Source organism: Croceibacterium sp. TMG7-5b_MA50, assembly GCF_039830145.1.
Taxonomy (GTDB): domain Bacteria; phylum Pseudomonadota; class Alphaproteobacteria; order Sphingomonadales; family Sphingomonadaceae; genus Croceibacterium.
Genome location: NZ_CP156082.1, coordinates 1,695,867 through 1,721,961 on the forward strand (window position 1 = coordinate 1,695,867; position 26,095 = coordinate 1,721,961).

The 26,095-nt window shown below is 68.4% G+C and carries 17 protein-coding genes; 13 read left to right on the forward strand and 4 right to left on the reverse strand.

The window, feature by feature from the left end; genetic code table 11:
* Positions 1–71: 71 nt before the first annotated feature.
* The 3 genes from V5740_RS08195 (at position 72) to ggt (ending at position 7,851) form a co-directional block, all read left to right on the forward strand.
* Positions 72–2,888 (forward strand): M14 metallopeptidase family protein, encoded by a 2,817-nt coding sequence (locus tag V5740_RS08195; protein ID WP_347302006.1) that lies wholly within the window; start codon positions 72–74, stop codon positions 2,886–2,888.
* Positions 2,889–2,987: 99 nt separating this feature from the next.
* Entirely contained in the window at positions 2,988–6,029 is a 3,042-nt protein-coding gene (locus V5740_RS08200) for a TonB-dependent receptor (RefSeq protein ID WP_347302007.1), read from the forward strand.
* Positions 6,030–6,087: 58 nt separating this feature from the next.
* Positions 6,088–7,851 (forward strand): gamma-glutamyltransferase, encoded by a 1,764-nt coding sequence (gene ggt / locus V5740_RS08205; protein ID WP_347302008.1) that lies wholly within the window; start codon positions 6,088–6,090, stop codon positions 7,849–7,851.
* 76 nt (positions 7,852–7,927) lie between these two features.
* Here ggt and V5740_RS08210 read toward each other — a convergent pair whose 3' ends face one another.
* Both V5740_RS08210 and V5740_RS08215 read right to left on the reverse strand, forming a co-directional pair.
* Entirely contained in the window at positions 7,928–9,034 is a 1,107-nt protein-coding gene (locus V5740_RS08210) for an FAD-dependent oxidoreductase (RefSeq protein ID WP_347302009.1), read from the reverse strand.
* Positions 9,031–9,984 carry an alpha/beta hydrolase gene (locus V5740_RS08215; protein WP_347302010.1) on the reverse strand — a complete coding sequence of 318 codons (954 nt, stop codon included), beginning with the start codon at positions 9,982–9,984 and terminating at the stop codon, positions 9,031–9,033. Before V5740_RS08215 ends, V5740_RS08210 begins: the two co-directional genes overlap by 4 nt.
* Before the next feature lie 31 nt (positions 9,985–10,015).
* Here V5740_RS08215 and V5740_RS08220 point away from each other — a divergent pair, with 31 nt between their 5' ends.
* The 7 genes from V5740_RS08220 (at position 10,016) to V5740_RS08250 (ending at position 17,099) form a co-directional block, all read left to right on the forward strand.
* Complete coding sequence (locus V5740_RS08220; protein ID WP_347302011.1) at positions 10,016–10,474, forward strand: prepilin peptidase; 459 nt, start codon at positions 10,016–10,018, stop codon at positions 10,472–10,474.
* Positions 10,475–10,567: 93 nt separating this feature from the next.
* Positions 10,568–11,560: a Flp pilus assembly protein CpaB gene (cpaB, locus tag V5740_RS08225; RefSeq protein WP_347302012.1), complete on the forward strand. Its 993-nt coding sequence runs from the start codon at positions 10,568–10,570 to the stop codon at positions 11,558–11,560.
* 38 nt (positions 11,561–11,598) lie between these two features.
* Entirely contained in the window at positions 11,599–13,065 is a 1,467-nt protein-coding gene (locus V5740_RS08230; protein ID WP_347304479.1) for a type II and III secretion system protein family protein, read from the forward strand.
* Between the two features lie 14 nt (positions 13,066–13,079).
* Positions 13,080–13,772, forward strand: coding sequence for a CpaD family pilus assembly lipoprotein (locus tag V5740_RS08235; RefSeq protein WP_347302013.1), 693 nt, complete (start codon positions 13,080–13,082; stop codon positions 13,770–13,772).
* Positions 13,769–15,082, forward strand: coding sequence for a pilus assembly protein CpaE (locus V5740_RS08240; RefSeq protein ID WP_347302014.1), 1,314 nt, complete (start codon positions 13,769–13,771; stop codon positions 15,080–15,082). The genes V5740_RS08235 and V5740_RS08240 overlap by 4 nt, the downstream gene beginning before the upstream one ends.
* Positions 15,082–16,050: a type II secretion system F family protein gene (locus tag V5740_RS08245; RefSeq protein ID WP_347302015.1), complete on the forward strand. Its 969-nt coding sequence runs from the start codon at positions 15,082–15,084 to the stop codon at positions 16,048–16,050. Before V5740_RS08240 ends, V5740_RS08245 begins: the two co-directional genes overlap by 1 nt.
* A gap of 23 nt (positions 16,051–16,073) precedes the next feature.
* On the forward strand, positions 16,074–17,099 hold the full coding sequence (locus tag V5740_RS08250; protein WP_347302016.1) for a type II secretion system F family protein: 1,026 nt from the start codon (positions 16,074–16,076) through the stop codon (positions 17,097–17,099).
* A gap of 9 nt (positions 17,100–17,108) precedes the next feature.
* On the opposite strand, the gene V5740_RS08255 is transcribed toward V5740_RS08250, so the two are convergent.
* Complete coding sequence (locus V5740_RS08255) at positions 17,109–17,603, reverse strand: MarR family winged helix-turn-helix transcriptional regulator (protein ID WP_347302017.1); 495 nt, start codon at positions 17,601–17,603, stop codon at positions 17,109–17,111.
* Positions 17,604–17,926: 323 nt separating this feature from the next.
* Here V5740_RS08255 and V5740_RS08260 point away from each other — a divergent pair, with 323 nt between their 5' ends.
* Together V5740_RS08260 and V5740_RS08265 are read left to right on the forward strand one after the other, a co-directional pair.
* Positions 17,927–21,184 carry a TonB-dependent receptor gene (locus V5740_RS08260; RefSeq protein WP_347302018.1) on the forward strand — a complete coding sequence of 1,086 codons (3,258 nt, stop codon included), beginning with the start codon at positions 17,927–17,929 and terminating at the stop codon, positions 21,182–21,184.
* A gap of 89 nt (positions 21,185–21,273) precedes the next feature.
* Positions 21,274–22,269 (forward strand): 2OG-Fe(II) oxygenase, encoded by a 996-nt coding sequence (locus V5740_RS08265; protein ID WP_347302019.1) that lies wholly within the window; start codon positions 21,274–21,276, stop codon positions 22,267–22,269.
* Here V5740_RS08265 and clpB read toward each other — a convergent pair.
* Positions 22,266–24,845 (reverse strand): ATP-dependent chaperone ClpB, encoded by a 2,580-nt coding sequence (clpB, locus tag V5740_RS08270; RefSeq protein WP_347302020.1) that lies wholly within the window; start codon positions 24,843–24,845, stop codon positions 22,266–22,268. The genes V5740_RS08265 and clpB overlap by 4 nt on opposite strands.
* Positions 24,846–25,034: 189 nt before the next feature.
* On the opposite strand from clpB, the gene V5740_RS08275 reads away from it, so the two are divergent.
* A complete protein-coding gene (locus V5740_RS08275) occupies positions 25,035–26,054 on the forward strand; it encodes an LLM class flavin-dependent oxidoreductase (RefSeq protein ID WP_347302021.1) in 1,020 nt (339 codons plus the stop codon).
* Positions 26,055–26,095 lie beyond the last annotated feature (41 nt).

Consider the following 26,095-nt stretch of genomic DNA (forward strand, 5'->3'; position numbering starts at 1 on the left):
CGCTGCCGCTTCATGCCCGATCTGTGCGCGTCTGACGGTCACGTCTTCAACTTGCGCTGGAGTATGATTGCATGACGCTTCGCCCGCTGCTGCTTGCCGGAACCCTGCTCGGCCAGGCCTTGCTGGCCGGTGCACCCCCGGTGCGGGCGCAGGACGGTGCGGCAGCCGCCTCCTCGGCTGGTTCCGCCTCCGCCATCCCAGCGCCCGACACATTCTTTCCGCAGCCGATCGGCAGCGACTACTTCCTTGCCGACTACACCCAGTACGAGGCCTATCTGCAGCGGCTGGCCGCGACCTCCGATCGCATGCAGCTGGTGGACTTCGGACGGTCGGAAGAAGGGCGCACGCAGTGGATGGCGGTGGTCTCCTCCCCCGCGAACCTCGCCCGTGCCGACGAATATCGCCGCATTGCGGAGCAGTTGGCGCGCGGGCGGGTGAGCGAGGCGGAAGCGCAGCGACTGGCGGGTGAAGGCAAGGCGATCGTGTGGATCGATGCCGGGCTGCACGCGACGGAGACGGTGACGTCGCAGGGCCAGATCCAGGTCCTGCATCGCATGCTGACGCAGAACGATCCGGAAACGCTGCGCATCCTGGACGATTGCATCATCCTGTTCGCGCATGACAATCCGGACGGGATGGAACTGGTCAGCGACTGGTACATGCGTCACGCCGATCCGGAGAAGCGCGAATTCGCCACGCTGCCGCGCCTGTACCACAAATATGTCGGCCACGATAACAACCGCGACAGCTACATGTCGCAGCTATCGGAAACGGCCAACATCAACCGGGTGCTGTTCCGCCAGTGGTACCCGCAGATCGTGTTCAACCAGCACCAGACCGGGCCGGACGGGATGGTGGTGTTCATTCCGCCGTTCCGCGATCCGTTCAACTTCAACTACGACCCGCTGGTCATGGCGGAGCTGAGCGAGGTCGGCCACGCAATGCAGTCGCGCCTGATCGAGGAAGGCAAGCCTGGCGGCGGTACGCGCAGCGTCGCCAATTATTCGACCTGGAACAACGGTATGGTCCGGTCGATCAACTACTTCCATAATTCGATCGGCCTGCTGACGGAGATCATCGGCGGCCCCACCCCCACGACGGTACCGCTGGTGCCGGACACGCAGATGCCCCGCAATGACGAGCCAATGCCGATCGCGCCGCGTCCGTGGCACCTGCAGGACACGCTGGATTACCAGTATTCGCTCAACCGCGCGGTGCTGGACTATGCCAGCCGCAACAAGGAACGGTTGCTGCTGAACATCTGGCGCATGGGCGCGAACAGCATTGCGCGCGGCAGCCAGGACAGCTGGACCATGGACCCGGTCGTGGTGGAGCGGATGCAGGCCGCCGCGCCCCTGCGGCAATCGGACAGCGAACGGGCATGGCGCGGTCCCAAGCGGATCGACCCGGCACTTTACGGCCCGCTGGCGCAGGACCCGGCGGAACGTGATCCGCGTGCCTACATCATCTCCGCCGAGCAGCACGATCTGCCGACCGCCGTCACTTTCGTGAACGCGCTGATCAAGAACGGTATCGAGGTGGACCGGGCGGCAAGCGCCTTTACCGCCAATGGCCGCAACTATCCGGCGGGATCGTTCGTGGTGCGGACGGCGCAGGCATACCGCCCCTTCGTGCTCGACATGTTCGAGCCGCAGCACCACCCGCACGACACGCAATATCCGGGCGGTCCGCCGAAGGCGCCCTACGACATCACCGGCTACACGCTGGCCTACCAGATGGGCATCGGCTTCGACCGGGTGCTGGACGGGCTGGATCCCGCCGCCGTCGCCGCGCTGGCACCGGTGGCGGACGTGATGACGCCGCCCGCCGGCAGCATCGTGGGCCAGGGTGATGCCGGCTGGCTGGTCGGGCACGAGACCAACAACAGCTTCATCCTGACCAACCGTCTGCTGAAGGCCGGCGTGCCGGTATCATGGATGGAGGCCGCGACCAGTGCCGAAGGCGTGACGCTGCAGCCCGGCGCGATCTGGGTGCCCGCCAGTGCGGAAGCGCGCCGTATCGTGGAGGCAGGCGTGGGGCCGCTGGGGATCACCGCCCATGCATTGCCCGCGGCGCCCGCTGGCGACAGCATCGCGCTGAAAGCCACGCGCATCGGGCTGGTGGACCAGTGGGGCGGGCTGATGCCGGCAGGCTGGACCCGCTGGCTGCTGGAACAGTTCGAATTCGATTTCGCGCAGGTCTTCCCGCAACGCCTGGACGCCGGAAACATCGATCGCGATTACGACGTGCTGCTGTTCACCGACGATACCTTGCCGGCAGCCGGTGCATGGGGCGGCGGCCGCGCTCCGCGCCAGCCGGAAGAAGCGGACACCCCGCGCGAGATGCGACCGATGCTGGGCGCGATCACCGATGCGAAGACGGTGCCTGCCGTCTCGAACTTCGTGAACGGCGGCGGCGCGGTCGTGGCGATGGGTAGCGCGACCCGCTTCGCCGAGCTGCTGGACACGCCGCTGCACGCCGCCTTGGCACGCGAGGTCGATGGGGCGGAGCGAACGCTGGAGCCGACCGAGTTCTATATTCCCGGCTCGATCCTGCGTGCCCGCGTCGACAATACCCAGCCGCTCGGCTTCGGCATGCCGGCGGAGATCGACATGTTCTTCGCCAATTCGCAAACCTTCGTGACCGAACCCGAAACCGGCGCGGCATCGACGATCCGGCCCGCATCGTGGTTCGAAGGGCGTGACCTGCTGCGCAGCGGCTGGGCCGTGGGTCAGGAGCGGCTGGCCGGGACGATGGCCGTGGCCGACGTGCCCGTGGGTGAGGGACGCCTGCTGCTGATGGGGCCGGAAGTGGCGCAGCGTGCGCAGCCCTACGGCACGTTCAAGTTCCTGTTCAACGCGCTGCTGTGGGGCGGCGCCGACGACTGATGTGCAAGGCGGGCAGAGATGTGGCCAGCACATCCGCCCGCGAGGTTTTCGGGGGAGAGGGACTGAAGGCTACCGCAAAGATTGAAGGGGGGTAGCATCATGTTTCAGGGATCACGGCGCCGGCGGCTGACGCTGACGGCCACATCGTTCATCGCGCTGGCGCAGGCCGGCATCGTTCACGCACAGGATGCGACCGCGCCCGACATCAACGATGATCCGGCGGCACAGCAGCCTTCCGCGGCGGAGATCGTGGTGGTCGGCTCGCAGATCCGCGGCGCACGCATCAACGAAGCGCTGCCAGTTACGGTGGTCGGCACCGACCAGATCGAGGCAGCGGCGGTCGTCTCGGGCGACGAGCTGTTCCGTTCGATCCCGCAGTTCGGCGACGTACGTTTCAACAGCCAGTACCTGCCCGGCACCTCCAACTCGGCGCGCGGCGATGTCGGTTCGCTCGACCTGCGCAGCCTGGGCGTCGGCAACACGCTGGTGCTGCTGAACGGCCGGCGCGTGGTGAACCACCCGACCAGCCAGGCCAACGACCAGTTGGTGCCGGTGCTCTCCTTCAATTCCAACGCGCTGCCGGTGAACGGTCTGGAACGGCTGGAGGTGCTGCGGGACGGCGCCGCCGCGATCTACGGCGCGGATGCGGTTGCGGGCGTGGTCAACACCGTGCTGAAATCCGATTACGACGGGGCCGAGCTGTCGCTGCAATATGGCGGCGCGGAAGGCACGGGCTTGCGCGAATTCAACGCCAACGGCGTGATCGGCACCAACTTCAACGAGAACCGCGGCAACGTCACGCTGTTCGCCAGCTACGATCACGGCACCGGCATCGACTCGCGAGAGCAGGACTTCACCGCGTCGGACGATCGCCGCCCGCTGTTCGCCGACACGCCCTTCGCCAGCCAGAACTCGCTGCTGGGCACCGCGACCACCACGCAATACCCGAACCTTCGCACCGTGGGCAATGTGGTGGTGCGCCGCAACGGCACCGCGATCACCAACACCAGCGGCCAGTTCCACGTTCAGCCGCTGGGCCAGGTGGGCTGCCAGGCCACCATCGGGGCGGAACGCTGCATCCAGAGCGGCGCGCTGGCGACCTCCGGCGCGGATGCCAACCTGCGGTACGACAACGCCGCGGCGGGCATCACCGTCGTGCCGGAGCTGGAGCGGCTGAACCTGTTCCTGACCGGCAATTACGAGATCAACGACAGCCTCACCTTCTTCACCGAAGGCGGCTTCTACCGGGCGAAGACGAAGGCGAACCAGGGTGCGATGAGCACCACCACCGCCTCTCCCCTGTCCGTGCCGGCGGATTATTACTGGAACCCCTTCGGACCGACCACGATCAACGGCGCGCCCAATCCCAATCGCCTGTCCGGCATCAACGCCCCTGCCGGCGGTGTGGCGCTGACCATTCCCAACTACGCCTTCACCGATCTCGGCCCGGTGGAGATCGACGTCACCAACCAGCAGTTCCGCCTGCTGGGCGGCCTGCGCGGGGAATGGGGCAAGTTCGACTGGGAAACCGCGGTCAGCTATTCGGAGGCGTGGGTCCGCGATGTCAGCGACAATGTCAGCCGCACCGCCCTGTATGAAAGCATGTCGATCGACGGGCCCGATGCGTACAACATCTTCGGCACGTCGGTGAACAGCGACGCGACGAAGGACGCGATCCGGCAGGATCTGGTCCGCTTCACCAAGTCCACGCTGGCGACGGCCGACTTCCACCTGTCCACGGGTTCGCTGTTCGAATTGCCGGCCGGCGGGCTCGGCATGGCGGCGGGCGTCGAAGGGCGGCGGGAGACGCAGCTCGACGATCGTGACAGCCGGATCGACGGCACCATCACCTTCACCGATCCCGCGACCCGGCGGCTGGATGCCGACTTCGTGAACTCCGCGACCAACCCCGATACCGGCGGCGACCGCAACGTCATCGGGGCCTACATCGAATTCGCGATTCCCGTGATCTCGCCGGAGATGGGCATCCCGCTGGTCCGCAGCCTGGATATCCAGGCGGCTGCCCGGTATGAATATTACGACGATTTCGGCGACGTTGCGGTGCCCAAGGTCGCCGGTGCGTGGGACGTGATCGACGGCATCCGCCTGCGCGGATCGTGGGCCAAGTCGTATCGCGCGCCGAACCTGGAACAGCTCAACGCCACGCTGATCACCCGGTCCAATGGCCGGACCGACTGGATCCGGTGCGAGGCGGACCTCAGGGCCGGGCGCATCGCCAGCTTCAACGATTGCTCGCAGAGCTTCACCACGCAGGAACGCCGCTCGGGCAATGCTGATCTCGACGCGGAACGTGCCACCACCATGTCGTTCGGCACCGTGCTGGAACCGCCGCTGCCGCTCGGCTGGGGCGACCTGACCTTCACCGCGGACTGGTGGAACGTGAAGCAGACCGGCCTCATCGGCCTGTATGGCGGCGCCAACGCGCTCATCAACGATTACCTGCAGCGCACGCAGGGCAGCAGCTACGCCAATCTGGTGCGCAATCCCGTCACCCAGGCCGACCGGGACGAGTTCGCGGGCACCGGGTTGGAGCCGGCGGGGACCATCGCCTACCTGCTGGACCAGTACGTCAACATCCTGCCGCAGGAGGTGGAGGGCCTCGACTTCAACCTGACCTACCGCACGCCCGAAACCAGCATCGGCCGCTTCAACCTGGCGGTGAACGCCTCCCATTTCCTGAAGTTCTTCCAGACACCTTCGCCGCAGGTGGAGGAGCTGATCGCCGCGCAGGAGGCCGGCCTCATCAACGGGGGCATCAATATCGGCCAGGGCGGCAGCCTGCTGAAGGACGGGGGCAAGCCCCGGTGGCGCGGCTCCGCCTCGCTCACCTGGTCGCTCGACAACGTCACCGTCGGCGGCTTCGTCCAGTATACCGGTGTCGTGGAGCAGCAGGCGCTCGTCTATCCGGACGGCAGCTACTGGGAGGTGGGGCCGCAGACGACCGCCAACCTCTACGCCCAGTACACCTTCGACGAAGGCACGCTGGACGGCACGTCCTTCCGGCTCGGCGCGCGCAACCTGTTCGATGCGAAGCCGCCGCTCGCCACCGGCGGCTATCTCGGCACGATCTACGCGCCGATGCGCCGCTACTGGTACGTCAACGTGCGGCACAGCTTCTGATCGCATATCCCCGGCCACGCCGCGCGCGGCCGGGACCTTCATGGCAACGGGGACCATCATGACCAGCACTGCCCTTCACCGGATCGCCGCGGCGCTCGCTTTGGCTTCCCTGCCGCTATCGGCCATCGCGCAGGACGCGGCCACGCAGGCGCCGCCCGCCGCGGCGGCGACGCGTGGCAGCGGCGGCGACATCGTCGCCTACGGCCAGATCCACGGCCCAGTGATCGGGCGCGACGGCATGGTTTCCAGCCAGAGTGCGCCCGCCACTCTGGTGGGGACGGAGATCCTGCGCCAGGGCGGCAACGCCGTGGATGCGGCCATTGCCGTCGGCCTGGCGGAGGCCGTGACCCTGCCGCGCGCGGGCAATCTGGGTGGCGGCGGCTACATGGTGGTGCACATGGCCGCCACGGCGGATCGTCCGGCGTCAACGATCGCGATCAACTATTACGGCATCCTCCCGCAGGCGATCACGCCCGAAACCATGCTGGGCAGCAATGGCCGGCCCGACCAGTCCAAGGTCATGTCGTTCCTCGGCACCACGGTCCCCGGCACCGTCGCCGGCCTGTGGGAGGCGCATCAGCGATACGGCAGCATGCCGTGGGCGAAGCTGGTGGAACCTGCCATCCGCCTGGCGCGTGACGGCGTGAAGCTGACCGATGGGGAGGCGGAAGCGACCGCCGGCCGCGCCGCGATGCTCGGCCGCGATCCGGGCGCGCGTGCCGCCTACCTGAAAGCCGATGGCACCCCCTACCAGCCGGGCGAACTGTTCCGCCAGCCGGACCTCGCCTGGAGCCTGCAGCAGATCGCGGAGGGTGGGCGCGACGCGTTCTACAAGGGCGCGCTGGCGGAACGGATGATCGCCGGCATCCAGGCGGGCGGCGGCATCATGACGATGCAGGACCTCGCCAGCTACACCGCCGCCGTCACCGAACCCGTCTGGTCCAGCTATCGCGGGCTGCCGATCGCCTACATGGCCCCGACTTCCAGCGGGGTCACGCTGGCGCAGGCGATGAACATCCTGGAACGCTTCCCCTTGCGCGAATATGGCTGGGGCAGCGTCAATGCGCTGCACCTGATTTCCGAAGCGATGAAGATCGCGGCGTCCGATCGCCGGCTGGTCGGCGGGGAACCGCAATGGACGACGCCGTGGCGCGGCCTTGCCAGCAAGGAATATGCGGCGGAACGCGCGCAGCTGATCCGCATGGATGCCTCGCTGACGGCGGCCACCCTGCCCGACGGGAACCCGTATCCGCACGAAAGCGCCGATACGACGCACTTCTCGGTCGCCGACAAATTCGGCAACGCGGTCGCGAACACCTACACGCTGACTGCATCTTATGGCGCGCATGTGGTGCCGCCGGGCACCGGCATCCTGCTCAACAATTCAGGCGGCAACTTCGCCTGGGGCAGCAGCGACCCGGCGCGACAGGCGACCTGGCCCGCCCCCGGCAAGCGCGCGGGTTCGACGATCACCCCGCTGATCGTGTTCCGCGACGACAAGCCGTGGCTGGTCACCGGCACGCCGGGCGGGGGCTACATCATCGCCACCATGGCGCAGATCCTGGTCAATGCGATCGACTTCGACCTGAACATCGCGGAGGCGGCGGAACGGCCGCGCATCAACCAGGGCGGTGGCGACGCCCCGCTGGAACTGGAGGGTGGTTACTCGCCCGACATCATTCCTTTGCTGGAGGCACGCGGCCACACGGTGCGGCAGTCGAACACCATGGGCAGCACGCAATCGATCATGATCGAAGGCGACCGCTTCCTGGGCGCTGCCGATACCCGGCGGCCCGACGCACTCGCCGCCGGGGTACGCTGACGGGGTCCGCTAAGGGGTACGCTGACGGAGATTGCGGGGCTGGATCAGCGCTAAGGCGCTTCGCCAGTCGCCGCGATCATGCGAACCGCGTCGCCGCATACAGCGACGCGTCCAGCGCCTCGGTCATGGCGTCGCGCGCTTGTCCAAGCAGGAGCTGCGCCCCCAGCCGGGCCGCCGCCGGGGCCGTCTGGATGCCGAAGCCGCCCTGCCCCGCGAACCAGAACAATCCGGGCACGTCCGCGTCCCAGCCATAGACCGGCCGCCGATCGGGCGCGAAGCTGCGCAAGCCCGCCCAACGGCGCTCCACCGCCTCTACCCGCCAGTCGACCACCTCGCCCAGCCGGTCGATGGCAAGCGCCACGTCCAGCTCCTCTGGCGCGGCATCACAGGGTGGGCTCGGCGTCTCGTCATGCGGGCTCAGCCACAGGCGGCCATTTTCGGGCTTGAAGTAGAACTGTCCGGCGAGGTCCAGCACCAGCGGCAGGGTGGCGGGCGCCGGCGGATCGGTGCGCAATTGCGCCACCGTACGCCTGAGCGGCCCGATGCCGAGCGGCCGCGCCCCGGCGAGTGCCGCCACATCGTCGGCCCAGGCCCCGGCGGCATTGACCACCACGCCGGCGCTGATCTCCGTCCCGTCCTCCGCCTGCAACCGCCAGCCCGCACCCGCCCGCTCCAGCGCGGCGATGCGGCTGTTCGGCCGCAGGATGACGCCGCCCTGCCGCGCCAGGGCCAGGTAATGCGCGTGCAGCCCGGCAACGTCGATGTCGGCGCAGGACGGCTGGTGAATCGCCAGCCCCCAGCCCGCGCGCAGGCCCGGGATCATCGGCGCGACTCCGGCCCGATCCAGCACCTCGATCTGCACGCCCGTCCCGGCGAAACGGTCGATAAAGGCGGCGACCGCCGCATCCCCGTCGCGCGCCACATACAGCGCACCGCGCGGCGTCAGGAAGTTATGCTCACGCAGGTACACTCCGGACGCGAGCGTCAGCGGCACGATCTCCGGCCCGCCATAGCATTCCTCCCAGAACGCGGCCGAGCGACCGGTCGTATGGTATCCCGGCTGCCGCTCGGCCTCCAGCAGCAGCACGCTGGCATCGCTGCCGGCGAGGCGAGCGATCTCCGCCGCGATGCTGGCGCCCGCCATGCCCGCGCCGATCACCGCGATGTCGCAGGTCGTCGTCATGCCGGCACCACCCGGGCCAGGAAGCTATCAATCGCGCCCAGCGCGCGGCGGCGCACGCCCGGCACCTCGCGCAGGATCTCGTGCCGCGCCTGGGCCCCGAACCACGTCACCTCGGCGTGTGGCAGGCGATCGGCGGTACGGCGGATCGCGCGCGGGCTGACCAGCCGGTCCGCCTGCGTGGCGATGATGCACACCGGCAGCATCAGCCGCTCCAGCAGGCCCGGCGATTGCAGCCGCGCGTTGGAACGGATCGCGCCCGCCAGCCAGCCCCAGCTCGCCGGGCCCATCGCCAGCTCGGGCCGCTGCTGGCGCCAGTGGAACTCGTCGGCGTAGCGGCCATCGTCATGCGTCAGCAGCGCCTGGCGCAGCTTCGCGCTGTCACCCGGCCGCTCGCTCGCCTTCCAGGCCGGACGGCGCGGATCGCCCAGCCGCACCATGGTGGCCGCTATTGCGCGCTTGGCGAGGCCCGGCAACGCGTCCGGCCCGATGTCGAGCATCGGCGCACTCAGCACCAGCGCGGCGGGTGCGGGCCTCAGCATTGTTTCCGCCGCGGCGCGCAGCACCAGATGCCCGCCCATGGAGTGGCCCAGCAGAACATGCGGACCCGCATGGCGTGCGGTCCAGTCCCGCCAGAACGCGGCGAGATCGTCCAGCCACAGCGCGAAATCATCGACGTGACCGGTCGTGTCGTCACGGCCCAGCCGCCCGGACCCGCCCTGCCCGCGCCATTCGGCGGCGCCGACCTGCCAGCCGGCCTGCCGCCAATGCTCCAGTTCGGGCAGGTATTTCTCGTAGGCGTCGCCCCGCCCGACCAGGAACAGCAGCGATCCACGCGGGGTGCCTGCGGGCGGCGTCCACGCGATCTGCCGGATCAGGTGCCCGTCGGCGGCACGCCACTGGCTCTCGCGCGCGCCTGCCGGAATGTGGCGACCGAGTGCCTCGGTTACCATTTCGCAAGCGGTCCCGCTTTAGCCGGAAGGGGTGACTGACCCATCGCCCGCGACCTATGGCCTGCTGGCCCTGTTGGCAATCGCCCTGCTGCTGGCGGCGGTGGGCGACTGGCGCCACCGGCTGATCCGCAACCGCCTGAACGCCGCGATCGCCTGCAGCGCTCCGCTGTTCTGGCTGGCGAGCGGTCTGCCCTTGTGGCCGGGCGTGGCAGCGCAGCTCGCCCTGGCCGCCGCCGTGCTGGCGGTCTGCGCCGGCCTGTTCGCCATCCGCGTGCTAGGCGGCGGCGATGTGAAGCTGCTGGCGGCGCTGGCCCTATGGGTGCGCCCCCACGCTTTCCCCGATCTGCTGCTGGTGATGGCGCTGACCGGCGGCCTGCTGGCGGCGGCGCTGCTGCTGACGCATCGCCGGTCCGGAACCGGCACCAGCGTCCCCTACGGCATCGCTATCGCCGTCGCCGGCCTGTGGGTGCTGCCCGCTCTCTCCGCATGAATGCCTGAGCGGCGGCAAACGGCCGATTAACCATTCTGCCCTACCCCGATGGGAGGACAGCCGCACGGGCAAGAAGGGGCAGCGGGACCGATCATGGACAGGAAGAAGCTGGCATTGCTGGGCGGGGCCGTGGTGGTGGCGATGGCCACCGCCCTCGCCGCCCGCTCCATGTTCGCCGGTGCCGCCACGCCGCAGGCCGTTGCGGTCGAAGCGCCGCAGCCCACCGGCCCGCGCGTGCTGGTCGCCCGCCGCGCACTGCCCGTCGGCACGATCATCTCCGCCGATGCCGTCAGCTTCCAGCCCTGGCCATCGGAACTGGTGCAGGACGCATACTTCACCGAAGGCGACGCGCCGATCGACAAGCTGCTCGGCACCGTGGTCCGCCATCCCGTCACCGCGGGGGAGCCGGTGACGCAAGGGTCGCTGGTGAAGCCGGGCGACCGCGGCTTCCTCGCCGCCGCGCTTGGCCCCGGCATGCGCGCGGTGACGGTGGACGTGTCCGCCCGCACCGGCGTCGCCGGCTTCGTCTTCCCGGGCGACCGGGTCGACATCATCCTGACGCAGTCGGTCAGCGGCGAAGGCCAGCCGCTCCGCGCGACGGAGACGATCATGCGCAATGTCCGCGTGCTCGCGACCGACCAGTCCACCGCCAGCACCACCGAAGACGGCAAGACGGTCGTGCAGACCTTCCGCACCGCCACGCTGGAGGTGACGCCGCGCATGGCCGAGAAGATCGCGGTGGCGGAGACGATCGGCACGCTCAGCCTCTCGCTGCGCTCCATCGCCGACAGCCAGGGCGAACTCGACCAGGCGCTCGCCTCGGGCGAGATCGAGCTGCCCGCCGGCGCGACGCCGGAGCAGGAGGAACGGCTGCTGCGCGCCGCCGCCACCCGGCCGCAGGACGCGCGCGGCTCCTTCGTGACCGGTGGCGACGTGTCGCGGTTCCAGCGCAGTTCCATGCCGCGCACCGAAAGCAGCGGCGAGAGCCCGCAATCCGGCGCCCCCGCCGCGGCGCCCGTGCGCGCCGGACCGGTCGTGCGCGTCACGCGCGGGCAGACCGCCACACTGGTGCAGGTGCCCAAGTGAGCGCCCCCGCCCTCTCCCGCTTCCGCGAGACCGCCCCCATGATCCGTCGCCTCCTCCCTTGCCTGCTCGCCGCCGCTGCCGCGCCACTCGCCCCAATCGCACCCGCGACCGCGCAGCAGGCCGCCCCGGCGGACAGCATCGTCCTGTCGATCGGCCGGGCTGAGCTCGTCACCCTGCCGCAGGCGATCAGCGACGTGTTCGTCGCCAACGATGCCATCGCCGACGTGGAGGTCCGCAGCCGACGCCAGCTCTACGTCATGGGCAAGGCCGGCGGGGAAACGGTCGTCTATGCCAGCAACGCCGCGGGGGAGACCGTGTGGTCCGCCAATGTCCGGGTGGGATCGAACATCGACAGCGTGGACCAGATGCTCGCCATGGCCATGCCGGACGCGCAGATCGCCGTATCCACCATCGGCACCGGCACCCTGCTGCTGACCGGCACGGTCGCCGCGCCCGAGGATGCGGCGGAGGCGGAACGGCTGGTGAAGGCCTATGCCGGTGAAACCGCCAACGTCATCTCCCGCCTGCGCCTGACCACGCCGATGCAGGTCATGCTGCGCGTCCGCATAGCGGAGGTCAGCCGGTCGCTGGTACGAGAGCTTGGCGTCAACATCACCTCCGCCGACGCCACTGGCGGGTTCCAGTTCGGCCTTGGCCAGGGTCGCCAGATATTCCAGCAATACGGTCCGGGCGCGCCGCTGCTGACCGCGCCCAACCCCAACAACACCATCACCGGTCCGGGCACGATCCTGAACGGCATCAGCCCAGGCGCGACGATCGCCGCCGGCGGCAAGTTCCTTGGCCTTGATCTGCTGGGCGCGCTCGACCTGGCGGAGGTGGACGGACTGGTCACGACCCTCGCCGAACCCAACCTCACCGCGATCTCGGGCGAGACCGGGCAGTTCCTGGCGGGCGGCGAGTTTCCGATCCCCCTCAGCCAGGGGTTCGGCACCACCACGGTGGAATACAAGAATTACGGCGTCAGCCTCGCCTACACCCCCGTGGTGCTGACTAATGGGCGCATCTCGCTGAAGGTGCGGCCGGAAGTATCGGAACTGTCCACTCAGGGCGCGGTGACGCTGAACGGGTTCCAAATCCCCGCCCTCACCGTCCGCCGCGCGGAAACCACGGTGGAGCTGGGTTCGGGCCAGAGCTTCATGATCGCCGGGCTGATGAGCAACAATGCCCAGAACCAGATCAACCGCACGCCGGGCCTTGGCAACCTGCCGATCATCGGCAACCTGTTCCGTTCCACGGAATTCCGCCGCGGCGAGACCGAGCTGGTGATCGTCGTCACGCCTTATCTGGTGCGGCCGGTGGACGACAGCGCGATCCGCCTGCCGACCGACGGGCTGCGCCTGCCAACATTGGGGGACCAGCTGCTGGACCATGTCACCGCCCGCGACAGCGGCGGGGATCGGCCCAACCCGGCGGCAGCGCCGCCCACCGATGCTTCCGCCGCCGACGCCACCCTTCCCGAACCCGGCTTCAGCCTGATCCCGTGATTGCGAGGACACCCATGCCGCCGACCCGATCGACCCGTTCCTGGCAACGCCGGGCCATGCTCAACCCGTCGCTTCTGATCCTGCCGCTGATCGCCGGCCTCACGGCCTGTTCGACCACCGCCGATGGCGGACCGGTCAACCGCTCGCTCTATTCGGTCCACCAGCCGGTCGTCGACCGCACCACCTATACGCTGGACCTGGCCGTCGGGGCCGGCGGCATGCGGCCTGGGGAGGAGGCACGGCTCGATGCGTGGCTCGGCGCGCTTGGTACGGCGCCGGGCGATACGCTTGCGCTCGACGGGCCGGCGGATCGCGCCGCGCTGGGCCAGATCGCCGCCGTGACCGGCCGGCATGGCCTGCTGGCGGGCGCGTCCGTGCCGGCTATCGGCACCGTACCGCCCGGGTCGATCCGCGTGGCGGTGACCCGCCACCGCGCCTATGTCCCCGGCTGCCCCGACTGGACGGATCGGACCGCCAGCCAGCTGGATAACCGGACTTCCAACAATTACGGTTGCGGCGTGAACGGCAACATGGCCGCCATGGTGGCCGATCCGCAGGATCTGCTCCGCGGCCGCAGCGACACCGGCAACACGCAGGTCATGACCGCCAATCGCGGGATCGATGCCTGGCGCAAGCGGACCCCCGGCGCGGCAGGCGAACTGCCCCGTGCCACCAGCGCCGGCGGCGTCAGCGGAGGTGGCCAGTGAACGCGCCTTGGAAGCCGCAGGCCGGCCGTGACGAATTTGCCGCCTTCGTGTGCGACGACCCCACGCTCGACCGCGTCCGTTCCGCCGCGGTCTCGCTTGGCTTCTCGCCGGAGAAATGCGTGCGCGGCGGCCTGCGCAACGCGGTGCAGACGCTTGCCGTCAGCACCAGCCCGGCGATCCTGCTGGTGGACCTGTCCGATTGCGTCGATCCCCTGCACGAGATCCATGGCCTGGCGGAGGTGTGCGAACCCGGCACGGTCGTCGTGGCGCTCGGCCAAGCGAACGATGTCCGGCTGTATCGCGCCCTGCTGGCCAGCGGGCTGCACGACTACCTGCTGAAACCCGCCACCGCCGACCAGTTGGCGGAGGTGCTGGACGGCGCCCGTACCTCCCTTGTCGCGCCCAAGGCTGCGGCCTCGGATGCGGAGCGGCCGCACAGCAGCATCGCCGTGATCGGCGCGCGCGGCGGGGTCGGCGCCTCGACCATCGCCACCTCGATCGCGTGGGCGTCCAGCACGGCCGGCGGCATGTCCACCGCGCTGCTCGACCTCGATGTCCATTGGGGCACCGCGGCACTCGCCTTCGACCTGGAACCGGGTCGCGGCCTCACCGATGCGATCGAGAACCCGGAGCGTATCGATGGCCTGTTCATCGAACGCGCGATGATCCGCCCCAGCCAGAACCTCGCCATCCTCTCCTCAGAGGCGGCGCTGTCCGCCACGCTGGCGACCGATGGTACGGCATTCGTGCAATTGCTGGACGAGTTCCGGCAGGGGTTCGGCCGAACGGTGATCGACCTGCCGCGTGGCCTGATGATCAACTTCCCGCAGGTGCTGGCGGGTGTCGGCACCGTGGTGCTGGTGACCGACCTGACGCTGGCCGGCGCACGCGACACGATCCGCATCCTCGCCTGGCTGCGCGGCCACGCGCCGGGGGCGCAGCCGGTGATCGTCGCCAATCGCACAGGCCCAGGCCTGGGGGAGATCGGCCGTGCGGAGTTCGAGACCACGATCGAGGGCAAGATCGCCCATCTGATTCCGCTCGACACCAAGACGGCCGGCACCGCGGCCAAGCTGGGTCAATGCCTGGCGGAAGCGGCCAAGGGCAGCAAGACGGGTGCCGCGCTCACCGCCTTGCAGGCGACGATCGATGCTGCCGCCAGCGATGGGACTGATGACGACGGCACGCTGCTGCTGAGCGGACCGGGCGCGAAGCCCAGGTTTGACTTCAAGGCGCTGCTCGCCCGCGCCGGCGGCAAGGCTGGCAACAAGCCGAAGGCGAAGCCCGGCACCAAGGTGGCGGCGTCCTGATGGACCCGTTCGACCTGCTGCTGATGACCGGCATGGTGGTGGGCGCCATCCTGGTCGGCGCCACCATGCTGACCGGCAGCAATCCCGGAAAGCATGCCCAGCGTCGGTTGCAGGCCGTCCGGCTGCGCCATTCGGACAGTGCGCAGGCACGGGTGGAATCGCAGCTGAAGAAGGCGATCGCCGCGCGTCAGCCGCGCACCGGGGCGGACGGTACGCAGTCGCGCATCGCCGCGCTGGCGCTCCGGCTGGAGCGTAGCGGCACCGGCTGGACGGTGCAGGGTTACCTGCGAGCTTCGGCCATCGTCGGCGTGCTCGTCGCCGCTTTCGCCTGGTTCGAAACTGGCGCCTTCCTGCTGGCGCTGATCCTCGGGGTGGCGGCTGGCCTCGGCCTGCCGCATCTCGTGCTCGGCCGCATGATCACGCGCCGCCTGGCCGCATTCACCGCCCGCTTCCCCGATGCGCTGGAGCTGCTGGTGCGTGGTCTGCGCTCCGGCCTGCCGGTCAGCGAGACGCTGACCGTCATCGCGAACGAGGTGCCCGGCCCCGTCGGCAAGGAGTTCCGCACGGTGGTCGACGGCATCCGCATCGGCCGCTCCATGGAAGAGGCGCTGCAGGTCGTTGCCGACCGCCTCGCCACCGCCGAGTTCCAGTTCTTCGTCATCACCATCGCCATCCAGCGTGAAACCGGCGGCAACCTTGCCGAAACGCTGTCCAACCTGGCCGAAGTGCTGCGCAAGCGCGCCCAGATGAAGCTGAAGATCAAGGCGCTGTCGTCCGAATCCAAGGCGTCCGCCTACATCGTGGGCGCCCTGCCGTTCGTGGTGTTCGGCATGATCTCCTTCATCAATCCAGGCTATGTCGAGCCTTTCGCCAGCGACCAGCGGCTGACCGTGATCGGCCTTGGCGCGATGGTGTGGATGGGCCTCGGCGTCTTCATCATGGCCAAGATGGTCAGCTTCGAGATCTGACGGCGGCAGGAGACACACCGACGATGGACCCGCTCCTGAACCAGCCTGCCGGCCCGACCCTGCTGGGCATCGACGTGGTCGCGGTCGGCACCGTGCTGGCGGCGATCGCCGCCGTGGCAGTGATGGTCGCCTTCTACGCCGCCTTGGGGGTACGCGACCCGATGAGCCGCCGCGCCAAGTCGCTGGTCGCCCGGCGGGACGAGCTGAAGGCCGGGATCGTCACCCGCAACCAGCCCGGTCGCAGGCGGCAGAGCCTGTCGCACCGCACCGCGACGACCGACCGCATCCGCGACTGGCTGAACCGGATGAAGGTGCTGCAGGATAGCCAGATCAGCGCCATTCAGCAGAAGCTCGCCCATGCCGGTTTCCGCAACCGGGAACTGGCGGTGACGGTGATCTTCGCCCGCATGCTGCTGCCGCTGGCCCTCGGCACGATTGTCGCGCTGGCGGTCTATGTGCTGGACCTGTGGCCCGCCTGGGGTCCGTTCCAGCGCTTCGCCGTCTTCGCCGGCGCGGTCATCATCGGCTACAAGGGGCCGGAGATCTACTTGTCGAACAAGGCGTCCAAGCGGACCGCCGCAATCCGCAAGGGCCTGCCCGACGCGCTCGACCTGCTGGTCATCTGTGCGGAGGCGGGTCTTACCGTCGATGCCGCCTTCACCCGCGTCAGCCGCGAGCTGGGCCGCGCCTATCCCGAACTGGGGGAGGAGTTCGCCCTCGCCTCCATCGAACTGTCGTTCCTGACCGAACGGCGCCACGCGTTCGAGAACCTCGCCTTTCGCGTCAACCTGGACCAGGTGCGCGGCGTCGTCACGACGATGATCCAGACCGAACGCTACGGCACGCCCCTCGCCGCGGCGCTGCGCGTCCTGTCCGCCGAATTCCGCAACGAACGCATGATGCGGGCGGAGGAGAAAGCGGCGCGGCTGCCGGCGATCATGACCGTGCCGCTGATCCTGTTCATTCTGCCGACGCTGTTCGTGGTGATCCTGGGCCCGGCGGGCTGCGCCATCGCCGATGCCTTCGGCGGCAACGGGCTCGGCGGCTAGGGCAGGCCGTCAGCCCATTCCCCAGCTGCCGCCGATCGCCGCAGCCTCCACCGGCCGACCGTCCAGCTGACCGACCTGGTGCCGCACCCGTTCCAGCAAGGCGCGGAACTGCGCCTGCTCCTCCGGGCTCAGCACGTTCATGATCCGGGCGGTCATGTTGACGGCGAGCGGCATGATCTGGCCATGCATCTCCCGCCCTGCGCCCGTCAGTTCCAGCAGGTGCGACCGCCCATCCCGCTCGTTCGGGCTACGCGTGACGAGCTGGCGTTCCTCCAGCACCTTGCACGCGCGGTTCACCGCCACCTTGTCCATCAGGGTCATGCCGGTCAGCTCCCGCTGGGTCAGCGGACCGTGATCGCCCAGCACCGCCATGACCCGCCATTCGGGGACCGACAGGCTCCAGCGCACCTTGTATTCCGACGCGATCTGCCCGCTCACCGCATTGGAGGTGATGGACAGGAGGTACGGCAGGAACTCCATCAACGGGGTACGATCGTGGCTCATTGGTTGCGGCCGATACCACCACTCCACAATCTTGCAAGTGCAAGCATTTACCTCACGCAACTTTATGCCAACAAGTGCATCTTTCATGCAACAACCGACACGTCTGCCGGGTAGCACACATTCCGTCATGTTGCTGTAATCCGTGCCGCAAGATGGTTCCGCGCAGTGTCTCCGAAAAGTCACACACGCGCCGCGATCACTGGCCGGCTGCTTGGTTCTGATTGTAACCATGCGCGCAATACCGCAGCAATCCGTTCAGATCAGTGTAAGATTTGCGCCCGCGGGCGCGCACTGGTGGGCAAGCAATTGGGGATAGCACTCACATGAACGTCAATCAGTCCCGCAAGCAGAAGCTGCAGGCCGGTGTCGGCCTGTCGGCCCTCGTGCTTCTTGGTCTCGCCACGCCGGCGATCGCGCAGGATGCGACCAACAGCGGCACGCCCGCGCTTGATTGCCGGGACGAGAATACCGACGGCGTATGCGACGGCGAGTCGGTCGAAACCGGCGCCATCATCGTCACCGGTTCGCGCATCGCGCGTACCAACCTCGACTCGCCGACGCCGGTCACCGTGCTGTCGGGTGAGGCGTTCTTCAACCAGGGCACCGTCAATGTCGGCGACACGCTGAACGACCTGCCGCAGCTGCGCAGCACCTTCGCGCAGTCGAACGGCGGCCGCTTCCTCGGCACCGCCGGCCTCAACCTGCTCGATCTGCGCGGCCTCGGCACGCAGCGGACCCTGACGCTGGTCAATGGTCGCCGCCACGTGCCGTCCGACATCCTGAACAACGGCGTCTCCGTCGACGTCAACACGATCCCGACCGACCTGGTGGAGCGTGTCGACATCGTGACCGGCGGCAACTCCGCCATCTACGGTTCGGACGCGATCGCCGGTGTCGTGAACTTCATCCTGAAGGATGACTTCGAAGGCCTGCAGTTCCGCGGCCACGCGAACATGAACACCGACGGCGACTTCAACGGCCAGTACATCTCCGGCCTCGCCGGCACGAACTTCGCGGAAGGCCGCGGCAACGTCACCGTTCACGCGGAATATTCCAATCAGGACCGCGTCTTCGGCTCGCAGGTGCCGTGGCTCCGTCGCCAGGATGGTCTGGGCGTGATCGACGCCGATCCCGCGCTCGCCGCCAACCGCAACGGCAGCGACGGTTTCCCGGATCGCACCTTCTTCCGTGACATCCGCTCGGCCTCCATCCACTATCTGGGTCTGGTGCCGATCCCGCAGCCGGCCGGCGGCGCCGCGTGCGGCACGGGCCTGGGCAACAGCGACGGTGGCCCGGTCAACACCGGCACGCCGTACAACTGCACCTACATCTTCAACCCGGACGGCACGCTCTCGCCGCAGACCGGTTCGCGTTACAGCACCGGCCCGATCGGCGGGATCGTCGGCGGCAACGGCCAGACCGGCCGCGAAGGTCAGGTCCTCACCGTCCTGCCGGGTCAAGAGCGGATCAACGTCAACCTGCTCGCCAAGTTCGAGGTGTCGCCGGGTCTGATCCCCTTCGTCGAAGCGAAGTACGTCAACATCAAGACGCAGGGTCTGAACTCCGGCCCGGCCTTTACCCAGGGCGGCACCTACGGCGACTCGCGTGAGCGCCCGCGTCTCGACAACCCGTTCCTGAACCCGGGCGCCAGCGTGACGATCGCCAACGCGATCCTCACCTCCGGCCTCAACGCCAACAGCCTGACCGCCCGCACCCCGCTAAGCGCGGCGCAGCGCGCCTCGGTGCTGGACGGTTCGTACCGCTTCGCGGTTGCCCGGAACCTGACGGATCTCGGCATTCGGGACGAGCAGTCCGAGCGTGAGATGTACCGGATCGTCGGCGGTATCCGCGGCGACTTCGCCAACAGCTTCGCCTACGAACTGTCGGTCAACTACGGCAAGGTGAACGAGGACACGACCGTCCTTGGCAACCTCGTCCCGCAGCGTTTCATGCTGGCGATGGACGCGGCCCGCAACTCCGCCGGCCAGATCGTCTGCCGCTCGCAGATCGATCCTGCGGCCGCTTACGAATACGGCAATCCGGGCGATGCGGAGGCGCTGGCGCAGGATATCGCGAACTGCGTACCCTACAATCCGTTCGGTGCCGGGGACAACCGCGCCGCGGCAGCCTACATCACGCAGGACACCACGTCGCAGGCTTCGCTGGAGCAGCTGGTCGTGTCGGGCTTCGTGTCGGGTGACACCTCGTCCTTCTTCGAACTGCCGGGTGGTCCGGTCGGCTTCGCCGTCGGCGCCGAGTACCGTCGGGAGGAACTGTTCTTCCAGGCCGATCCGATCGTCGAGCAGGGCCGCACCTTCTACAACGCGCTGCCGACCTTCGCTCCCGATCCGTTCGAGGTGAAGGAAGCCTTCGCCGAAGTGCGCGTGCCGCTGCTGGCTGACCTGCCGTTCGTGGAAAGCCTGTCCGTGTCCGGCGCGGTGCGCGTGTCCGACTACGAGGGTGCGGTCGGCACGACCTGGGCCTACAATGGCGGCGCCGAGTGGGAAATCGTCGAGGGTCTGCGCCTGCGTGGTGCCTATGGCCGTTCGGTCCGTGCGCCTAACCTGACGGAGACGGCCTCGCCGCTCGGCCAGAACTTCGCGCCCGGCTTCAGCGATCCGTGTCTGCCGCAGAACATCGGCAACAACCCCAATCGTCAGGCGAACTGCGCTGCCGATTTGGGCGCGCTGCTGACGAACGGGCAATTCGTGGCTCTGCCGGCCTACTCGCTGGAGATCCTGAGCGGGTCCAACCCGAACCTGGTCGAAGAAAAGTCCGACTCCTACACGCTGGGTGCGGTGTTCACCCCGGTGGCGATCCCGGGCTTGAACTTCACGGTCGACTACTTCGACATCTCGGTGGACAACGTCATCACCGCACCGTCGGCGCAGACGATCGTCAACGCCTGCTACGACCAGCCTGATCTCAACAACCAGTTCTGCAGCCTGTTCTCGCGCTTCCGTGGCACGGGCGTCGGTCCGAACGGGGAAGTGCCGGGTCAGGTGCTCGACGCCAACGCGCAGATCATTCCGCTGAACTTCGCGTCGCGCTCGGCACGCGGCATCGACTTCGACCTCGCCTACTCCACCGACCTCGGTGCCGATGCGCAGATTGCCACCCGCTTCCTGTACACGCACAACCTGGAGCGGAGCAATTTCGAGAACCCGTCGAACCCTGACTTCGAGAACCGGATCCTCAGCGAACTGGGCAACCCGAAGGATGAGTTCCGCTGGAACCTGAACCTGAGCAAGGGTCCGGTCCTGCTGGGCTACACGATGTCCTACATCGGCCCGCAGACGATCAACCTGTACGAGGATACGAACGCGCTGCCGGGTGCCTGCACCCCCAACGGCTGCCCGCCGAACAACCTCGATTACGCGGACATCCTGGAATACGACTCCGTGTTCTATCACGACGTGCGCGTGGAGGTTGAGGTCGAGGGTGACTCGCAGTTCACTATCGGCGTGGACAACATCCTCAACACGATCCCGCCGCTCGGCCTGACCGGCACGACCGAAGGCAGCGGTATCTACCGCGTGCGCGGCCGCAACATGTTCGTCAGCTTCCTGGGTCGCTTCTGATCCACCGCTGACAGCAAGGCACTGAAGGGGGTCGGAACCGAAGGGTTCCGGCCCCTTTTCTTTGCCGCCCATCCGGTCCAGACCGGGTCATGGCTGCAATTCCCGATCCCTCCGAGGCAGCGGCCCGGCTGGCCGAACAAGGCGCCGTCCCCCAGGCCTATGCCCTGCTGACCCGCGCGGTGGACGACGGCGATGCCGGCGCCGCCGCCACGCTCGCCGGCTGGCGGATGGCCGGTACCCTCGTCCGCCGGGATCTCGCCGCCGCGCGGGACTTGTATGGTCGCGCAGCCGCGCTTGGCGCCGATGCCGCGGTGCCGGTGCATATCGCGCTACTGGCGAACGGCGCCGGCGGATCGGGCCGTGACTGGCCCCGCGCCTATGCGCTGCTGCGCCAGCGCGCCGCGAAGGACGCACTGGCCCGGCGGCAGATTGAGCTGCTCGACGCCATGGCCCTCGATGACAATGGCGATCCGGTGGCCGCGCCCGCCATTGCTTCCCTGCCGGCCGCCGCCGGGATGTGGCGCAGCCCCGCCTTCCTGACCCCGGCCGAATGCCTCCATCTCGCGGATAGCGCGGCGCCGACGCTGCAGCCCGCCAGCGTAGTCGATCCGCGCACCGGCGCGCTGGTGCAGCACCCGGTGCGCCGGGCGCATGCGACCAGCTTCCCCTTCGTGGCGGAGGACATGGTGATCCACGCCATCAACCGCCGTATCGCCGCTGCGACGCGGCTGCCGGTTGCCAATGGCGAGCCGCTGCAGGTGCTGGGCTACGGCACCGGCCACGAATACCGGCTCCATTCCGATGCATTGCCCGCCGGCGAGGCGAACCAGCGCGTTTCCACCGTGCTGATCGTGCTGCAGGACGGCTTCACCGGTGGGGAGACCGCCTTTCCGCAGCTCGGCTGGCAATGGCGCGGCCGCTTGGGGGAGGCGCTGCACTTCCCCAGCCTTGATCCCGCCGGCAGGGCGGACGGGCGCATGGTCCATGCCGGGCTGCCGGTCGGCGCGGGCGTGAAGCTCATCGCCTCGCGCTGGATCCGCGCCGCGCCGCTCGACCTCACCGGCCCGCCCGGACGCCCGTTCTAGCTGACGTCGAACACCAGCGCGCCGTCGCCATCGGTGACGTGGACATTGCTGCCATCGGGCACCTGCCCGCCCAGCAGCATCTCCGCCAACGGGTCCTGCAGGTATCGCTGCACTGCGCGTTTCAGCGGCCGGGCGCCATAGACCGGGTCATAGCCGACACGCCCCAGCCAGCGCTTGGCCGCATCGTCCAGGTCCAGCACGATCTTCCGGTCCCGCAGCAACCGCTGCACCCGGCCGACCTGGATGTCGACGATCGGCGCCATGTGCTCCGCCGCCAGCCGGTGGAACAGGATGATCTCGTCCAGCCGGTTCAGGAACTCGGGGCGGAAATGCCCGCGCACCACGTCCATCACCTGTGGCTCGACATCCTCCACGCTCTGCCCCTCGTCCATGCCGGCCAGGAACTGGCTGCCCAGATTGCTGGTCAGGATGATCAGGGTATTGCTGAAATCGACCACGCGGCCCTGCCCGTCGGTCAGCCGGCCATCGTCCAGCACCTGCAGCAGCACGTTGAACACGTCCGGGTGGGCCTTCTCGACCTCGTCGAACAGCACGACCTGGTACGGGCGCCGGCGCACCGCCTCGGTCAGGACGCCGCCTTCCTCGTACCCGACATAGCCCGGGGGTGCGCCGATCAGGCGGGCGACGGCGTGCTTCTCCATGAACTCGCTCATGTCGATGCGCACCATCGCGGTATCGTCGTCGAACAGGAACGCGGCCAGCGCCTTGGTCAACTCCGTCTTGCCGACGCCCGTCGGGCCCAGGAACAGGAAGCTGCCGAGCGGCCGGTTCGGGTCCTGCAGGCCGGCGCGCGCGCGGCGCACCGCCTTGCTGACGGCGGCGACGGCCTGTTGCTGGCCGATCACGCGCTTGCCGATCGCCTGCTCCATGTTCAGCAGCTTCTCGCGCTCGCCCTGCATCATCCGGTCGACCGGCACCCCGGTCCAGCGGCTGACGACGGATGCGATGTCGTCCTCCGTCACCTCCTCGCGCAGCAGGGCGGTGCCGGTCTGCGCCTGCGCGTCGGCGAGCTGCCGCTCCAGCTCGGGAATGCGGCCGTAGGACAGCTCCCCCGCCTTGCCGAGGTCGCCGGTGCGCTGCGCCTGCTCCAGCTCGATGCGCAGGGCGTCGAGCTGCTCCTTCAGCCGCGCCTCGGCATGGATCTTGTCCCGCTCGCCCTGCCAGCGCGCGGTCAGCTCGGCGCTCTCGCCCTCCAGCCGCCCCAGCTCCTCGCGCAGCGCCGCCAGCCGGTCACGGCTCGCCTGGTCGCTCTCCTTGCCGAGCGCCTGCTCCTCGATCTTCAACTGGATGATCCGGCGGTCCAGTCCCTCGATCTCCTCCGGCTTGCTCTCCACCTCCATGCGGATGCGGCTCGCGGCCTCGTCCATCAGGTCGATCGCCTTGTCCGGCAGGAAGCGGTCCTGGATGTAACGGTTGGAAAGCTGCGCCGCCGCCACGATCGCCCCGTCGGTGATCCGCACGCCGTGGTGCAGCTCGTACTTCTCCTTCAGCCCCCGCAGGATGGAAATCGTGTCCTCAACCGTCGGCTCCGCCACGAACACCGGCTGGAACCGCCGCTGCAACGCGGCGTCCTTCTCGACGTACTTCTGGTACTCATCCAGAGTGGTCGCGCCGATGCAGTGCAGCTCGCCGCGGGCGAGCGCGGGCTTCAGCAGGTTGCCCGCATCCATGCTCCCCTCGCTGGCGCCGGCCCCAATCAGCGTGTGCATTTCATCAATGAACAGGATGATGTGCCCCTCGGCACCCTTCACCTCGTCCAGCACCGCCTTCAGCCGCTCCTCGAACTCGCCGCGATACTTCGCGCCGGCGATCAGGGAGCCCATGTCGAGGCTCATCAGCGCGCGGTCTTTCAGGCTGTCGGGCACGTCGCCATTGGCGATGCGCAGCGCGAGGCCTTCGGCGATAGCGGTCTTGCCGGTGCCCGGCTCGCCGATCAGCACCGGGTTGTTCTTGGTCCGCCGCGCCAGAATCTGGATCGTGCGGCGGATTTCCTCGTCCCGGCCGATCACGGGGTCGAGCTTGCCGGCGCGCGCCGCCTCGGTCAGGTCGCGGGCGTACCGCTTCATCGCGTCATAGGCCTGTTCCGCGTTGGCAGTGTCGGCGTTGCGCCCGCCGCGCAGGGCGTTGATCGCGGCATTCAGCCCCTCCGCCGTCACGCCCGCAGCCTGCAAGGCGCGGCCCGCGGCGGTAGTCTTCGCCAGCGTCAGCGCAAGCAGCAGTCGCTCCACGGTGACGAAGCTGTCCCCCGCCTTTGTCGCCACCTGCTCCGCCTGGTCGAGCACGCGCACGGCATCATTGTCGAGGCCGGGGGTCGATTGCGCACCCGACCCGGAGACGGACGGCACCTTGGCAAGCGCCTGAGCCAGCGCATCGGTCGCGACCTTCGGGTCGCCACCCGTGCGGGTGATCAGGCCCGCGGCCATCCCCTCGGGATCGTCGAGCAGTGCCTGCAGCAGATGTTCCGGGCTAATCCGCTGGTGGCTGTTGCGGATGGCTACGGTCTGCGCGGCCTGCAGGAAGCCTTTCGCGCGGTCGGTGAACTTATCCAGATTCATGCTTGCCCATGCTCCCGAGGCACAATGATCGCCAGCAAGGTAGTGTTGCCATGGGGCAACACAAGGGGCAGGTGTCGTAGAGACCTAAAACAGCCCGCCGGCATGCGGTAACACCGGTGTCCCTTCTTGCGCCACACCGACCCGACCCCTTGATAGCAGGCAAACACCCACTCCAACGGATTGCCTGTCATGACCAAGAACATCGGTTTCCTCAGCTTCGGCCATTGGGCGCCGCATGGCCAGTCGCAGACCCGTTCCGCCGCGGACGTGTTGCTGCAATCCATCGACCTCGCCGTCGCGGCGGAGGAGCTGAGCGTGGATGGCGCCTACTACCGGGTGCACCATTTCGCCCGCCAGCTGGCCAGCCCCTTCCCGCTGCTGGCGGCGGTGGCCGCGCGCACGAGCCGGATCGAGATCGGTACCGGCGTGATCGACATGCGGTACGAGAACCCGTTCTACATGGTGGAGGATGCCAGCGCCGCCGACCTCATCAGCGGCGGCAGGCTCCAGCTCGGCATCAGCCGCGGCTCGCCCGAACAGGTGATCGATGGCTGGCGGCACTTCGGCCATGCACCCAAAGTGGGGGAGACGGACGGCGACATGGGTCGGCGGCACGGCGTGACCTTCTACAACCTGCTCAAGGGGGAAGGCTTCGCGCAGCCGAACCCGCGCCCGATGTTCCCCAACCCGCCGGGCAAGCTGCGGCTGGAGCCCACGTCCGAGACGCTGCGTGACCGCATCTGGTGGGGCAGCGCCAGCAACGCCACCGCGCGCTGGGCGGGCGAGATGGGCATGAACCTGCAGAGCAGCACGCTGAAAGAGGACGAAAGCGGGGAGCCGTTCCATGTCCAACAAGCCAAGCAGATCCGGCTGTATCGCGAGGCCTACGCCGCCGCCGGGCACACGCGCACCCCGCGTGTGTCGGTCAGCCGGTCAATCTTCGCCATCACAGACGATCGCGACCGCGCCTATTTCGGGCGCAGCGGCGACCAGGATCAGGTCGGCGTGATCGACAATATGCGCGCGGTGTTCGGCCGCAGCTACGCCGCGGAGCCGGACCGGCTGGTGGAGATGCTGCGCGAAGACGAGGCGATTGCGGAGGCGGATACGTTGTTGCTGACTGTGCCCAACCAGCTGGGCGTGGATTACAACGCGCACGTGCTGGAAAGCATCGTCCAGCATGTCGCCCCGCCGCTGGGCTGGCGCTGAGCGGACATTGCAACCTGGGGGCGCCGCCCCTAGGTTGCATT

Bases quoted from the DNA above. Each gene is read 5' to 3' on its own strand.
- V5740_RS08195 (WP_347302006.1), top strand. From the start codon at position 72: ATGACGCTTCGCCCGCTGCTGCTTGCCGGAACCCTGCTCGGCCAGGCC.
- V5740_RS08200 (WP_347302007.1), top strand. From the start codon at position 2,988: ATGTTTCAGGGATCACGGCGCCGGCGGCTGACGCTGACGGCCACATCG.
- ggt (WP_347302008.1), top strand. From the start codon at position 6,088: ATGACCAGCACTGCCCTTCACCGGATCGCCGCGGCGCTCGCTTTGGCT.
- V5740_RS08210 (WP_347302009.1), bottom strand. From the start codon at position 9,034: ATGACGACGACCTGCGACATCGCGGTGATCGGCGCGGGCATGGCGGGC.
- V5740_RS08215 (WP_347302010.1), bottom strand. From the start codon at position 9,984: ATGGTAACCGAGGCACTCGGTCGCCACATTCCGGCAGGCGCGCGCGAG.
- cpaB (WP_347302012.1), top strand. From the start codon at position 10,568: ATGGACAGGAAGAAGCTGGCATTGCTGGGCGGGGCCGTGGTGGTGGCG.
- V5740_RS08230 (WP_347304479.1), top strand. From the start codon at position 11,599: ATGATCCGTCGCCTCCTCCCTTGCCTGCTCGCCGCCGCTGCCGCGCCA.
- V5740_RS08235 (WP_347302013.1), top strand. From the start codon at position 13,080: ATGCCGCCGACCCGATCGACCCGTTCCTGGCAACGCCGGGCCATGCTC.
- V5740_RS08245 (WP_347302015.1), top strand. From the start codon at position 15,082: ATGGACCCGTTCGACCTGCTGCTGATGACCGGCATGGTGGTGGGCGCC.
- V5740_RS08250 (WP_347302016.1), top strand. From the start codon at position 16,074: ATGGACCCGCTCCTGAACCAGCCTGCCGGCCCGACCCTGCTGGGCATC.
- V5740_RS08255 (WP_347302017.1), bottom strand. From the start codon at position 17,603: ATGAGCCACGATCGTACCCCGTTGATGGAGTTCCTGCCGTACCTCCTG.
- V5740_RS08260 (WP_347302018.1), top strand. From the start codon at position 17,927: ATGAACGTCAATCAGTCCCGCAAGCAGAAGCTGCAGGCCGGTGTCGGC.
- V5740_RS08265 (WP_347302019.1), top strand. From the start codon at position 21,274: ATGGCTGCAATTCCCGATCCCTCCGAGGCAGCGGCCCGGCTGGCCGAA.
- clpB (WP_347302020.1), bottom strand. From the start codon at position 24,845: ATGAATCTGGATAAGTTCACCGACCGCGCGAAAGGCTTCCTGCAGGCC.
- V5740_RS08275 (WP_347302021.1), top strand. From the start codon at position 25,035: ATGACCAAGAACATCGGTTTCCTCAGCTTCGGCCATTGGGCGCCGCAT.